We start from the raw sequence: 12,720 nt of genomic DNA on the forward strand, positions 1-12,720 counted from the left end.
GCGACCCGCGGGGCCCCCGGCCCCGCACCCACACCTGACCGAACGCACCGTCCGCCCCACCGAAATGAGAGAACCGCCATGCGCATGAAGAACCTGAACCCGACCGGCCGGAAGCACCCGAAGCCCAGCGGGAGCAGAACGCACCTCACCCGCGCCGCGACCGCCGCCGCCGTCGTCCTCGGCCTCACCGCCCTGAGCGCCTGCGCCGCGGCCGACACCGGCTCCTCCTCCAAGGGCTCCGCCGGCTCGGTCACCATCGCCGTGCCGTCGTGGGTCGGCGCGGAGGCCAACGCCGCCGTCGCCCAGTACATCCTCGAGAACGAGCTGGACACCAAGGCCGAGCTCACCCAGCTCGACGAGTCGGTCGCCTTCGACGCCCTCAACAGCGGCAAGGTCGACGCCATCCTGGAGGACTGGGGCGGCGCCCCGAAGAAGGTCGACCTCTACGTCGAGGACAAGAAGACCGTCGTCGCGGGCGGCGACCTCGGCGTCGTCGGCCACATCGGCTGGTTCGTGCCGAAGTACCTGGCCGACGAGCACCCGGACATCACGGACTGGAAGAACCTCAACAAGTACAAGGACCTCTTCAAGACCGCCGAGAGCGGCGACAAGGGCCAGCTCCTGGAGGGCTCGCCGTCGTACACCACCAACGACGACGCGATCATCAAGAACCTCGACCTGGACTACAAGACGGTCTACGCCGGCTCCGAGGCCGCACAGATCACCCAGATGAAGGAGAACTACAAGGCCAAGAAGCCCTTCATCACCTACTGGTGGACCCCGCAGTGGCTGAACGCCCAGCTCGACCTGGTCGAGGTGAAGCTGCCCGAGTACAAGGAGGGCTGCGACGCCGATCCCGCGAAGGTGGCCTGCGCCTACGCCCAGACCCCGCTGCAGAAGTACTTCAACGCCGACTTCGCCGAGGACGGCGGTGACGCGGCCCAGTTCCTCAAGAACTTCAACTGGACCGCGGAGCAGCAGAACGAGGTCGCCTCGATGATCGCGGACGAGAAGATGAGCTCGAAGGCGGCCGCCGAGAAGTGGGCCAAGGACAACGAGGACGTCTGGCGGAAGTGGCTGCCCTGACCCGCGGCCCCGTCAGCGGTGCTGTCCCGGCTGGTAGTGACCCGGCGTCATACGGCACGTCACGCCGAACCGGTTCCACGCGTTGATCACCGTGATCGCGGCGATCAGCTGGGACAGCTCCGCCTCGTCGAACCGCTTGGCGGCCCGCTCGTACACCTCGTCGGGCACGAAGCCGTCCGTCAGGACGGTGACGGCCTCCGTCAGCTCGATCGCGGCGAGCTCCTTCTCCGTGTAGAAGTGCCGCGACTCCTCCCACGCGCCGAGCTGCACGATCCGCTCGACGCTCTCGCCCGCCGCGAGGGCGTCCTTGGTGTGCATGTCGAGGCAGAACGCGCAGTGGTTGAGCTGCGAGGCGCGGATCTTCACCAGCTCGTACAGCTTCGGGTCGAGGCCCTTCTTCGCGGCGGAGTCCAGCCGGACCATCGCCTTGTAGACCTCGGGGGCGTGCCGCGCCCACTCCAGGCGGACGGGCACCTCGGCGGCGTAGGGTTCGGCTGCTGTGATGTCGGTGTTGGTCATGGCTCGACCGTAGGAGCGAGCAGGCCCACGGGTATGGTCCATTTCCATGGCAGAACACCGGGCCACTTCGCGAGGCGGCCTTCAGGGCATCGACCTCCACCTCGACCCGGCCGGCCCCGGCCTGCGGCGCGGCCTGACCGACGCCCTGCGCGAGGCCGTGCGCACCGGCCGGCTGGCCCCCGGCACCCGGCTGCCCTCCTCCCGCTCCCTCGCCGGTGACCTGGGCATCGCCCGCAACACCGTCGCCGACGCCTACGCCGACCTGACCGCCGAGGGCTGGCTCACCGCCCGGCAGGGCTCCGGCACCCGGGTCGCCGACCGTGCGGTCCCCGCCCCGCCGGCCCGTCCGGTCCCCGCGCGGCGCACACCGGGCCGCCTCCCGTACAGCCTCGTCCCGGGCACCCCGGACCTCGCCTCCTTCCCCCGCGCCGAATGGCTCAAGGCCACCCGCCGCGCCCTCGCCCGCGCACCCCACGAAGCCTTCGGCTACGGCGACCCGCGCGGCCGCCCCGAACTGCGCACCGCCCTCGCGGGCTACCTGGCACGGGTCCGTGGCGTACGCGCCGACCCCGAACGTGTCGTCGTCTGCTCCGGCTTCGCCCACGGTCTCCAGCTCCTCTGCGAAACCCTGCGCGCCCGCGGCGCCCGCACCCTCGCCGTGGAGTCCTACGGCCTGGACGTCCACTGGAACCTGGCCACCCGCGCCGGCCTGCGCACCACCCCGCTGCCCCACGACGACCTCGGCACCCGCACCCAGGACCTGGGCGACGCCGACGCCGTACTCCTCAGCCCCGCGCACCAGTTCCCCCTGGGCGGTGCCCTGCGCCCAGAACGCCGCGCCGCCGTGATCGACTGGGCCCGCCGCACCGGCGGCCTGATCCTGGAGGACGACTACGACGGCGAGTTCCGCTACGACCGCCAGGCCGTCGGCGCGCTCCAGGACCTCGACCCCGACCACGTGGTCCACCTCGGCACGGCCAGCAAGTCCCTCGCCCCCGGGCTGCGGCTGGGCTGGATGGTCGTTCCACCCGCGCTGGTGCCGGACGTCACCGCCCATTCCGTGAGCGTCGTCGAACAGCTCACCCTCGCCGAGTTCCTCACCTCCGGCGCCTACGACCGCCACGTCCGCGCCGCCCGCCTGCGCTACCGCCGCCGCAGGGACGCCCTGGTTCGGGCCCTCGCCGACCGGGCACCCGACGTCCATGTCACCGGCATCGCGGCCGGCCTCCACGCGGTCCTGGAGCTCCCGCCCGGCACCGAACAGTCCGTCGTCCAGGCAGCCACCTGGCAGGGCCTGGCCGTCCACGGCCTCACCTTCTACCGCCACCCCGCCACCGGCACCACCGTCCCGGGCGACGCCCTGGTCGTCGGCTACGCGACCCCACCGGACCATGCCTGGGCCGGCACCCTGGAGGCGCTGTGCAGGGCGCTGCCGTAGGGGCGCGGCACAAAAAGTCCGGGCGGCTGTCGATGTGGCCCTGCCCCGTTCGACGTCCTTGTGTGGAGCGCATCGCCTCCGGGGGGATGCGCCGGGACCCGATGAGGAGAAGCCATGGATCAGCTCCTGAGAGTGATGAACTTCTGCGTCTCGAGTGACGGAGTCGCCGCCGGTGAGCACCAGAGCCTGGAGAGTCCCCTGGGTATCGCCCATCCCGAAAGGATGTTCGCCTGGGCCGGTGCCACGGCGAGCTGGCCCAACCGCACCGACCCCGGCGGGAGCCGCGGCCTCGACGACTACTTCACCCGGGACTTCGCCCGCAACATCGGTGCCGAGATCATGGGCCGCAACAAGTTCGGCCCCCAGCGCGGGCCCTGGCACGACCACGAATGGCGCGGCTGGTGGGGAGACGAGCCCCCGTTCCACACCCCCGTGTTCGTCATGACCCACCACAGGCGTCCGTCGCTCACGCTCTCCGACACCACGTTCCACTTCGTCGAGGGCAGCCCGACGACCATCCTGGAACAGGCGCGGGAGGCGGCGCGGGGCAAGGACGTCCGACTCGGCGGCGGGGTCACCACCGTCAGGCAGTTCCTCGACGCCGACCTCGTCGACACCCTGCACGTAGCGGTCGCACCGGTGAGGATCGGCTCCGGCCTCCGCCTCTGGGAGGCACCCGATGAGCTGTGCGACCGGTTCCATCTCGAGGTCGTGCCCAGCCCGAGCGGAGTGACCCACCACCTGTTCTGGCGGAATTGAATCCTCCCCCAGCTGAAGCAGGGGGATTCCTGGCTCACGCCGCCTGCGGGTCAGCGACCCGACAGGTCTTCCACGATCAGCACCAGCCGGGTTGAAACCAGCCCGGGGTCATACGGCAAAGCTCGGAGGTGCATGTGCTGTCCTGGTTCTCGGTCAGCACGGCGTACGCGCTTGGTTCTCGCAACGTACGGCGTGCAGTTTGCCCGGCCGGGTGGGCGGTCCTTCGCCTTGACGGCGAAACCCCGTTTCCTGCCCCGCTTCGCAGGGGTCCGATTCTCCCCCGCAAGCGGGAGGTACCCCCACCCCGGGCTGAAGGCCGGGCATCCTCGGGGGAGCCAGGTGACACGAGGCCCACCCGGGCGGATCGCGGATGGCGGATGCGACTCAGACGGCCCAAAGGGGGCGAAACCGCGGCGCGGTGAGGGCGGGAGCCGGGGGCTGCCGTGCGTGAAGTGCGGGTGGTCTCTAGGCTGTCCGCCGCGAGCCGGGGAGCGGACAGGGCCGCGGCGGACAGCGGAAGCGGCACAAGGGGGAGTCATGGCAGAGTCACGGCGACGGTTGCGGTCCAGCACGGTGGTGCTCGGGGGGATGGGGGTGCTGGCGGCGGCGTTGTCGGCGTGCGGGTCGGATCCGGACCGGCGATGTGTGGACCGGGACAGCTACGACGCCTTCAACGGCTACAAGGTCGTCGCGGACAAGAACTGCGCGTCCGGTACCTCTTCCTCCGGCTCCTACGGCAAGGGCACGTCCCGCGGCGGCGACGCCGACTGGTACTACGACGCCGATGTCAGCGCCGGTTACGCCGAACACGGCACCTTCAGCCGCAGTGAGGCCGTCGACCGAGGCGGCTTCGGCTGCTCGGGCTCCGGCAGCAGCGGCGGCTGACCGGGTCATGGAACGGCGCACCATCGAGCCCCGCCCCGGCTGGCAGGAGACCGTCGAGGAGCAGGGGCTCATCTATCCGCTCACCCGGTATCCGGACGGGTCACTGCGGCCCTACTGGGACGAGAGCGCCTATTACGTCTTCTCCCTGGACGAGGTCGAGGCACTGGAGGAGGTCGTCGAGGAACTGCACGGCATGTGCCTCGCGGCGGCCGGGCACATCGTCACCGCCGACCGCTTCGCCGACCTCGGCATCACCGACCCGCGGATCGCCCGCGCGGTCGGCGAGGCCTGGCAGCGGCGTGCCGAACTGCCCTCCGTCTACGGCCGCTTCGACCTCCGATACGACGGGAGGGGCCCCGCCAAACTGCTGGAGTACAACGCCGACACCCCCACCTCCCTGGTGGAGGCCGCCTCCCCCCAGTGGTTCTGGATGGAGGAGCGCTTCCCCGGCGCCGACCAGTGGAACTCCCTCCACGAACGCCTCGTCGACGCCTGGAAGAAACAGGCCACCCTCCTCCCGCCGGGAAGCCCCCTGTACTTCGCCCACTCCTCCGACGACGAGCTGGGGGAGGACCTGATGACGGTCGCCTATCTCAAGGAGACCGCCGAGCAGGCCGGGCTCGACACCGACTGGCTCTCCATGGAGGAGATCGGCTGGGACCGTCTCTCCGGCCGCTTCGTCGACAACGGGCTGCGGTTCATCCGCAGCATCTTCAAGCTCTACCCCTGGGAGTGGCTGACCACCGACCGCTTCGCCGGTCATGTGCTCGACACCCTCGACAACGGCGGCGGCACCGGCACCACCCTCTGGATCGAGCCCGCCTGGAAGATGCTGCTCAGCAACAAGGCCCTGCTGGCGATCCTCTGGGAGCTGTACCCCGGGCATCCGAACCTCCTTCCCGCCTATCTCGACGGCCCGCGCGAGCTGGCGGACACGGCGGGATACGTCGCCAAACCGCTGCTGGGCCGGGAAGGCGCCGGAGTGACGATTCACGAGCCCGGCACGGGTACCGGTGACCCCGTGCTCCGGGACGAACCCTGCTGCTACCAGCAGCTCGCCCCCCTTCCCGACTTCGACGGCAACCACGTCGTCCTCGGTGCCTGGGTGGTGGAGGACGAGTCGGCCGGCCTCGGCATCAGGGAATCCTCCGGCCTGGTGACGGACGAGTACGCCCGCTTCCTGCCGCACGTGATCCTTTAGCGCCCCGGAGGGGCGCGGGGAAGCCGCGCCCGTATGGTGGACGTCTCCCGGTGGCACTCCGTGCCGCCCGGTAATCTGGCCACGGGCCGTGACTGGCGTGCTGGGATGGAGCAACCATCGGGAAGCGGCCCCCGTCCCCGTGACTCCGGGGACCGGACATGTGCCGTGCGCCTGGGCCGTACCGTGAACGCCGAACGCCACGTCCGGAGGTCCCTCATGTCTGCCGAGCCCCTCTCCACCGCTTCCACCGCCTTCCGCTCCGCCCTCGACGTGATCCGCGCCGTCGAGCCGCGTGTCGCCGACGCCATCGGCCAGGAGGTCGCCGACCAGCGCGAGATGCTCAAGCTGATCGCCTCCGAGAACTACGCCTCCCCGGCCACCCTCCTCGCGATGGGCAACTGGTTCAGCGACAAGTACGCCGAGGGCACCATCGGCCGCCGCTTCTACGCCGGCTGCCGCAACGTCGACACCGTGGAGTCGCTCGCCGCCGAGCACGCCAAGGAGCTCTTCGGCGCCCGCCATGCCTATGTTCAGCCGCACTCCGGCATCGACGCCAACCTCGTCGCCTTCTGGTCCGTCCTCGCCCAGCGCGTCGAGGTGCCCGCCCTGGAGAAGGCCGGAGTCCGCCAGGTCAACGACCTCTCCGACGCCGACTGGGCCGAACTGCGCCGTGCCTTCGGCAACCAGCGCATGCTCGGCATGTCCCTGGACGCCGGCGGTCACCTCACCCACGGCTTCCGCCCCAACATCTCCGGCAAGATGTTCGACCAGCGGTCCTACGGCACGGACCCGGCCACCGGCCTGATCGACTACGAGGCGCTGCGCGTCTCCGCCCGCGAGTTCAAGCCGCTGATCATCGTCGCCGGCTACTCCGCCTACCCCCGTCTGGTGAACTTCCGGATCATGCGGGAGATCGCCGACGAGGTCGGTGCCACGCTCATGGTCGACATGGCGCACTTCGCCGGTCTCGTCGCCGGCAAGGTCCTCACCGGCGACTTCGACCCCGTCCCGCACGCCCAGATCGTCACCACCACCACCCACAAGTCGCTGCGCGGCCCCCGAGGCGGCATGGTGCTGTGCGACGACTCCCTCAAGGACCAGGTCGACCGCGGTTGCCCGATGGTCCTCGGCGGCCCGCTCCCGCATGTCATGGCCGCCAAGGCCGTCGCCCTCGCCGAGGCCCGCCAGCCCGCCTTCCAGGACTACGCCCAGCGCATTGTCGACAACTCCCGCGCCCTCGCCGAGGGCCTGATGCGCCGCGGCGCCACCCTGGTCACCGGCGGCACCGACAACCACCTCAACCTGATCGACGTCGCCACCTCCTACGGTCTCACCGGCCGCCAGGCCGAGGCCGCCCTGCTCGACTCGGGCATCGTCACCAACCGCAACGCCATCCCCGCCGACCCCAACGGCGCCTGGTACACCTCCGGCATCCGCATCGGCACCCCCGCGTTGACCACGCGTGGCCTGGGCACCGCCGAGATGGACGAGGTCGCCGGTCTCATCGACCGTGTCCTCACCACCACCGAGGCGGGAACCACCAAGTCGGGCGCCCCCTCCAAGGCCTCTCACGTCCTCGACGCGAAGGTCGCCGACGAGATCTCCCGCCGCGCCACCGACCTGGTCGCCGGCTTCCCGCTGTACCCGGAGATCGACCTCGGCTGAGGCATCCCCCGCCCGGTTCCCGAGGCGGCGCACGGCGGTCCGGTTGCGCACCGGGCCGCCGTGCTCCGTCGTCAGACGTCCAGCAGCTCCTGCCGCGGACCCGGGTCGTCCTTCCGCCGGTGGATCAGCCGGGTCCCGTACGGGCGCAGCAGCAGGGCCAGCGCCGCTCCGGCCACCACCCCCGGTATCGCCCACCACCAGTCGGTGGAGCCGGCCGGCACGGCGCGGGTCCCGGATGCCGCTGCGGTCGTGCCTTCGTCGGCTGCCGGGTCGGCCTGCGCCGTTTCCCACGGTGCCGGGTAGATCCCGGATGCCGGTACGGGGGCTGTCCTCTCGCCCTTCAGACCCAGCCCGTACAGGAGTTTGTGCAGATCCGTCGGGTCCTCGGCGCGGTGCCAGACGCCGTTCGACGATTCATTGAGCTGCGACGCCGTGTGTATCCAGACCTCTTCGTCCGCGTCCCCCAGGAAGATCCGGTCCACGCGCCACGGCGTCACGTCGTGCACCATCCATGTCACGTTGATCAGCCGGGCGGAGGCCGAGGTGCTCTCCGGCGGCCTGTCGCGGGTGCCCGTGCCGATCGGACCGAGATTCTTCTCCAGCCGGGTGTACTCCGCGTCGGAGTAGTACAGCGAGGCCGTCTCCTGGCTCTCCGGCGAGACCACCAGCACGCTGGTCGGCCCCCCGGCGACGGCCGGTGACGCTCCCCACATCGTCAGGGCCAGCGCGGCCGCCAAGGCCCCCGCACTCGCCGTCAGTTGTCGGACTCTGCCCTTCCATCCGCGCATCCGGGCCCCCACTCGGCCGGTCGATCCCCGTGCGGCCCGCCCACGAGCCGCCTGTCACTTCTGGTACACCGCCCGAACCGCCGGGGTTCCCTTTCGGTCCGCCACGAATTCCCGGACTCCGGGAGGTCCGGCTACCCGCCCGCCTCCTCGACCGTCCTCGCGATCTCCAGCGCCCGCGCCTTCGACGCCACCCCCTCCAGCCGCAGTGTCACCCCGTCCGCCGCCGCCCCCACACCGTCCACCGCACCTTTGTGGCCCCACAGCAGCGTCGGCCCCGCCGTACGCTCCGCCCGGGTGAACCGGTGCCCGTCCGTGTCGACCATCCAGAAGGTCAGCACATGCGGTCGCGGGAACCACAGGACCGGCTCCGCAGCCCCGTCCTCCGCGCCCTCCTCGCCCAGCGACGCCCACTGCGGCTGCTCGCGCACGCTCTTGACGAAGGTGATGTCCAGGCGGCCCGGGAACTCGTCCAGCCGGATCGTCCGCCCTCCCTCCCGCCAGCACAGACTCACCTGGGACCGTCCCCGGGGCAGGTCGCTCACCGTCACCACGTCCGGAACCCCCAGCGCCTTCGGCACCAGCGGGGCGAACCCGGCCCGCCGCTCCGCCTCACCGAGCGACACCGACCGCCCGCAGCCGGGCACCTCCGCCCCCGGAGAGGGCACCGCCGACGGGTCGTACCGCACCTCGACCCCGCCGAAGGCGAACCAGTCGGTCACCGCGGCCCGCACGGGAGGCGTCAGCGCCAGCACCGTCAGCAGCCCGCACCCGGCCGCGACCAGCCTCCGCCAGCGCGCCCGCACCCAGCGCCGCACCGTCCGCAGCCGCGCCCGGGCGTCCGCCGGCCCGGCGACCGGAACCGGCACCCGCTCGGCCAGTATCTGCCCCAGCACCCGCTCGGCCATCGACTCGGACCGCGCGGCCCCGTCCGGCCCGTCCAGGGACCGGCCGAAGGCCCGCAACTCCTCCCGCAGCCGCTCGGCCTCACCGTCGTACCGCTCAGTCACGCCTCTCACCCCCTTCCCGGGGCCGGAAGTCCGGCAACAGGCGCTCCAGCTTGCGCAGGGCGCGGTTCAGCCGGGATTTCACCGTGCCCCGGGGCCAGCCCAGGGCCTGGGCGGTCTCCCGCTCGTCCATCTCCAGCAGATAGCGGTACGTGACGACCAGCCGATGCTCCTCGCTCAGCTTCCCCAGAGCGGCCGCCAGGGCCGCGCGGCGCTCGGTCTCCAGCGTCGCCACCGCCGGATCGGCCGATTCCGGTATCACCGGCTCCGCCTCCACGAACGCCGCCTCACGGTCGGCGAGGGTGTGCCGGCGCACCGCCGCGCGCACTGTGTTCCTCGTCTCATTGGCCACGATCGACAGCAGCCACGGCCGGTACGCCATGCCGTCCCGGAACCGGCCCAGCGCGCAGTACGCCTTCACAAAGGCCTGTTGCACCACGTCCTCCGCGTCCGCCCCCGCCCCGAGCGCGGCGGCCGCTCTGAGCGCGATGCCCGTATGGGCCCGCACCAGCTCCGCGTACGCCTCCGGCTCTCCGGCGCGTACGCGTGCGATCACCGTGGCCTCATCGACGATGCGGCCCCCCTCCCGCGTCCTCACACTCTTGTTACACCGCCGGGCACGGATCGGTTCCCACCTGTTTCCGGTCGGTTCCGGACCGCCCCCGGAGACCTGAGAGAATGGTGGGCATGGCGACTGACCGACCTCGCGTGCTCTCCGGAATCCAGCCCACCGCAGGCTCGTTCCACCTCGGCAACTACCTCGGTGCCGTCCGTCAGTGGGTGGCCCTGCAGGAGACCCACGACGCGTTCTACATGGTCGTCGACCTGCACGCGATCACGCTTCCGCAGGACCCGAAGGAGCTGCGCGCCAACACCCGGCTCGCCGCGGCCCAGCTGCTGGCCGCCGGGCTCGACCCGGACCGCTGCACGCTCTTCGTCCAGAGCCACGTTCCCGAGCACGCCCAGCTCGCCTGGATCATGAACTGCCTCACCGGCTTCGGCGAGGCCTCCCGGATGACCCAGTTCAAGGACAAGTCCGCCCGGCAGGGCGCCGACCGCGCCTCCGTCGGACTGTTCACGTACCCGATCCTCCAGGTCGCGGACATCCTGCTCTACCAGGCCGACGAGGTGCCGGTGGGCGAGGACCAGCGCCAGCACATCGAGCTCACCCGGGACCTCGCCGACCGTTTCAACGGCCGGTTCGGCGCGACCTTCACCATGCCGAAGCCGTACATCCTCAAGGAGACGGCGAAGATCTACGACCTCCAGGACCCGTCGATCAAGATGAGCAAGTCGGCGTCCACGCCGAAGGGCCTGATCAACCTCCTGGACGACCCGAAGACCACCGCCAAGAAGGTGAAGAGCGCGGTCACCGACACCGACACGGTGATCCGCTACGACGTCGTCGGGAAGCCCGGCGTGAGCAACCTCCTCACGATCTACTCGACCCTCACCGGAGCGAGTGTCCCCGAGCTGGAGGAGAAGTACGCCGGCAAGGGCTACGGTGCGCTCAAGACGGACCTGGCCGAGGCCATGGTCGAGTTCGTGACCCCGTTCAAGGAGCGCACCCAGCAGTATCTGGACGACCCCGAGACGCTCGACTCGATCCTGGCCGAGGGCGCGGAGAAGGCGCGTACCGTCGCCGCGGAGACACTCGCCCGGGCCTACGACCGGGTGGGTTTCCTGCCGGCCAAGCACTGACCCGCCCGGCACCGACGCGCCCGGCACCGACCGGCCCGGCACCCACCTGCCAGGACCGACCCGCCGGGCACCGGACCGGCACGCGCTCGACCGGCGCTGAACCGGTCCACGCCGGCGGTCCGTACCACCCCGGAGCGCTGCACATCACTCCGCCTGCGCCTGCCCGCACCCGGGTCGTGGTCGTACAGTCGATAACCGGGTGACCGTCCTGGCGGTCACCCGGCGCTCACAGCGGCTTCACCACAACAGCTTCCGTACACGCTTCACCACCACAACGACAGGAGACGACGTGGGGACCGTAACGATCGGCGTGTCGATCGCGGTCCCGGAGCCTCACGGCAGCCGGATTCAGCAGCTGCGCACGGGCTTCGGTGACGCCGCGGCGCACGGCATCCCCACGCACATCACCCTGCTGCCGCCCACGGAGATCGCCGACACCGACCTCGCGGCCGTCGAGGCGCATCTGAGCGAGGTCGCCGCGGCCGCCCGCCCGTTCCCCATGCGGCTGTCCGGCACCGGCACCTTCCGGCCGCTGACACCGGTGGTGTACGTCCAGGTCGTCGAGGGCGGCGCGGCGTGCACCTGGCTGCAGAAGCGGGTCCGCGACGCCTCAGGACCGGTCGCCCGCGAACTGCAGTTCCCGTACCACCCGCACGTCACCGTGGCGCACGGCATCGACGAGGCGGCCATGGACCGCGCCTACGAGGACCTCGCCGACTACGTGGCCGCGTGGCCCTGCACCGGCTTCGCCCTCTACGAGCAGGGCGCCGACGGGGTGTGGCGCAAGCTGCGCGAGTTCCCCTTCGGCTCCCTCGTGGTGCCCCCGCAGGCCGGGCGCGTGGACCTGGACTCCGTCTCCGCCCACTGAGCCCGCCGCCCTCCCCGCGCGGGCCTCATACCGGCAGCCGCCGGAACACCCCGCGCGGCAGATGCCGCAGCGCCGACATCACCATCCGCAGCGCGCCCGGCACCCACACCGTCTCCGCGCGGCGGCGCAGCCCCAGCTCCACGGCCGCCGCGACCGCCTCCGGGGTGGTGGCCAGCGGCGCCTCGGGAAGTCCGGCCGTCATCCGCGTACGGACGAACCCGGGGCGTACGACCATGACGTGCACGCCGGTGCCGTGCAGGGCGTCGCCGAGGCCCTGGGCGAAGGCGTCCAGGCCGGCCTTGCTGGAGCCGTAGATGAAGTTCGCGCGGCGGGCCCGCTCGCCCGCGACGGACGACAGCACCACCAGCGAGCCATGGCCCTGCTCCTGGAGCGCGCCCGCGCACACCAGGCCCGCCGAGACCGCGCCGGTGTAGTTGGTCTGCGCGACCCGTACCGCGGCCGCCGGGTCCCGTTCGTCGTGCGCCTGATCGCCCAGGGTGCCGAAGGCGAGCAGCACCATGTCGATGTCGCCCTCCGCGAACACCTTGCCGAGGGCGTCCTCGTGGGCGTCCGGGTCGAGGGCGTCGAAGGCGACGGTGCGCACCTCGGCACCCAGGCCGCGCAGCTGCTCCGCGGCCTCGTCCAGGGCCGGGGAGGGCCGGCCGGCCAGCCACACCGCTCGGGTGCGGCGGGCGATCAGCCGCCGCGCGGTGGCCAGCGCGATCTCGGACGTACCGCCGAGGACGAGCAGGGACTGGGGGAGGCCGAAGGCGTCCTTCACGACAGCTCCTAAGGAGGCAGGGGAC

13 protein-coding genes and 1 riboswitch are annotated in these 12,720 nt (G+C 71.5%); of the genes, 8 read left to right on the forward strand and 5 right to left on the reverse strand.

Going from position 1 to position 12,720, the window contains the following annotated elements:
* The first annotated feature begins 78 nt into the window (after positions 1–78).
* Positions 79–1,086: an ABC transporter substrate-binding protein gene (locus tag ACIF9R_RS07450; RefSeq protein ID WP_399975568.1), complete on the forward strand. Its 1,008-nt coding sequence runs from the start codon at positions 79–81 to the stop codon at positions 1,084–1,086.
* Between the two features lie 12 nt (positions 1,087–1,098).
* Here ACIF9R_RS07450 and ACIF9R_RS07455 read toward each other — a convergent pair whose 3' ends face one another.
* The gene (locus ACIF9R_RS07455; RefSeq protein WP_399975572.1) at positions 1,099–1,605 is read right to left on the reverse strand and encodes a carboxymuconolactone decarboxylase family protein; all 507 of its coding nucleotides are present in this window, start codon (positions 1,603–1,605) and stop codon (positions 1,099–1,101) included.
* Between the two features lie 46 nt (positions 1,606–1,651).
* Between ACIF9R_RS07455 and ACIF9R_RS07460 the strand changes: the two genes are divergently transcribed.
* The 5 genes from ACIF9R_RS07460 (at position 1,652) to ACIF9R_RS07480 (ending at position 7,553) form a co-directional block, all read left to right on the forward strand.
* Entirely contained in the window at positions 1,652–3,043 is a 1,392-nt protein-coding gene (locus tag ACIF9R_RS07460) for a PLP-dependent aminotransferase family protein (RefSeq protein ID WP_399975574.1), read from the forward strand.
* A gap of 114 nt (positions 3,044–3,157) precedes the next feature.
* On the forward strand, positions 3,158–3,802 hold the full coding sequence (locus ACIF9R_RS07465; RefSeq protein ID WP_399975577.1) for a dihydrofolate reductase family protein: 645 nt from the start codon (positions 3,158–3,160) through the stop codon (positions 3,800–3,802).
* A 537-nt stretch (positions 3,803–4,339) separates the two neighbouring features.
* On the forward strand, positions 4,340–4,687 hold the full coding sequence (locus tag ACIF9R_RS07470; protein WP_399975580.1) for a hypothetical protein: 348 nt from the start codon (positions 4,340–4,342) through the stop codon (positions 4,685–4,687).
* Positions 4,688–4,694: 7 nt separating this feature from the next.
* Positions 4,695–5,888 (forward strand): glutathionylspermidine synthase family protein, encoded by a 1,194-nt coding sequence (locus ACIF9R_RS07475; RefSeq protein WP_399975583.1) that lies wholly within the window; start codon positions 4,695–4,697, stop codon positions 5,886–5,888.
* Positions 5,889–5,966: 78 nt separating this feature from the next.
* Positions 5,967–6,072, forward strand: a riboswitch (ZMP/ZTP riboswitch).
* A 32-nt stretch (positions 6,073–6,104) separates the two neighbouring features.
* The gene (locus ACIF9R_RS07480; RefSeq protein WP_399975585.1) at positions 6,105–7,553 is read left to right on the forward strand and encodes a glycine hydroxymethyltransferase; all 1,449 of its coding nucleotides are present in this window, start codon (positions 6,105–6,107) and stop codon (positions 7,551–7,553) included.
* Positions 7,554–7,624: 71 nt separating this feature from the next.
* Here ACIF9R_RS07480 and ACIF9R_RS07485 read toward each other — a convergent pair whose 3' ends face one another.
* The 3 genes from ACIF9R_RS07485 to ACIF9R_RS07495 all read right to left on the reverse strand — a co-directional run bounded on the left by ACIF9R_RS07485 (position 7,625) and on the right by ACIF9R_RS07495 (position 9,901).
* The gene (locus ACIF9R_RS07485) at positions 7,625–8,341 is read right to left on the reverse strand and encodes a hypothetical protein (protein ID WP_399975588.1); all 717 of its coding nucleotides are present in this window, start codon (positions 8,339–8,341) and stop codon (positions 7,625–7,627) included.
* Positions 8,342–8,472: 131 nt separating this feature from the next.
* Positions 8,473–9,348 (reverse strand): hypothetical protein, encoded by an 876-nt coding sequence (locus ACIF9R_RS07490; RefSeq protein ID WP_399975591.1) that lies wholly within the window; start codon positions 9,346–9,348, stop codon positions 8,473–8,475.
* Positions 9,341–9,901, reverse strand: coding sequence for an RNA polymerase sigma factor (locus ACIF9R_RS07495; RefSeq protein WP_399975594.1), 561 nt, complete (start codon positions 9,899–9,901; stop codon positions 9,341–9,343). Before ACIF9R_RS07495 ends, ACIF9R_RS07490 begins: the two co-directional genes overlap by 8 nt.
* Before the next feature lie 131 nt (positions 9,902–10,032).
* On the opposite strand from ACIF9R_RS07495, the gene trpS reads away from it, so the two are divergent.
* Both trpS and ACIF9R_RS07505 read left to right on the forward strand, forming a co-directional pair.
* On the forward strand, positions 10,033–11,046 hold the full coding sequence (gene trpS, locus ACIF9R_RS07500; protein WP_399975598.1) for a tryptophan--tRNA ligase: 1,014 nt from the start codon (positions 10,033–10,035) through the stop codon (positions 11,044–11,046).
* Between the two features lie 289 nt (positions 11,047–11,335).
* Positions 11,336–11,914, forward strand: a complete 579-nt coding sequence (locus ACIF9R_RS07505; protein ID WP_399975601.1) for a 2'-5' RNA ligase family protein — start codon at positions 11,336–11,338, stop codon at positions 11,912–11,914.
* 25 nt (positions 11,915–11,939) lie between these two features.
* On the opposite strand, the gene ACIF9R_RS07510 is transcribed toward ACIF9R_RS07505, so the two are convergent.
* Positions 11,940–12,695: a decaprenylphospho-beta-D-erythro-pentofuranosid-2-ulose 2-reductase gene (locus tag ACIF9R_RS07510; protein ID WP_399975603.1), complete on the reverse strand. Its 756-nt coding sequence runs from the start codon at positions 12,693–12,695 to the stop codon at positions 11,940–11,942.
* Between the last annotated feature and the right edge of the window lie 25 nt (positions 12,696–12,720).

Origin of the sequence: Streptomyces sp. NPDC086080, assembly GCF_044540255.1 — a bacterium.
Classification (GTDB): domain Bacteria; phylum Actinomycetota; class Actinomycetes; order Streptomycetales; family Streptomycetaceae; genus Streptomyces.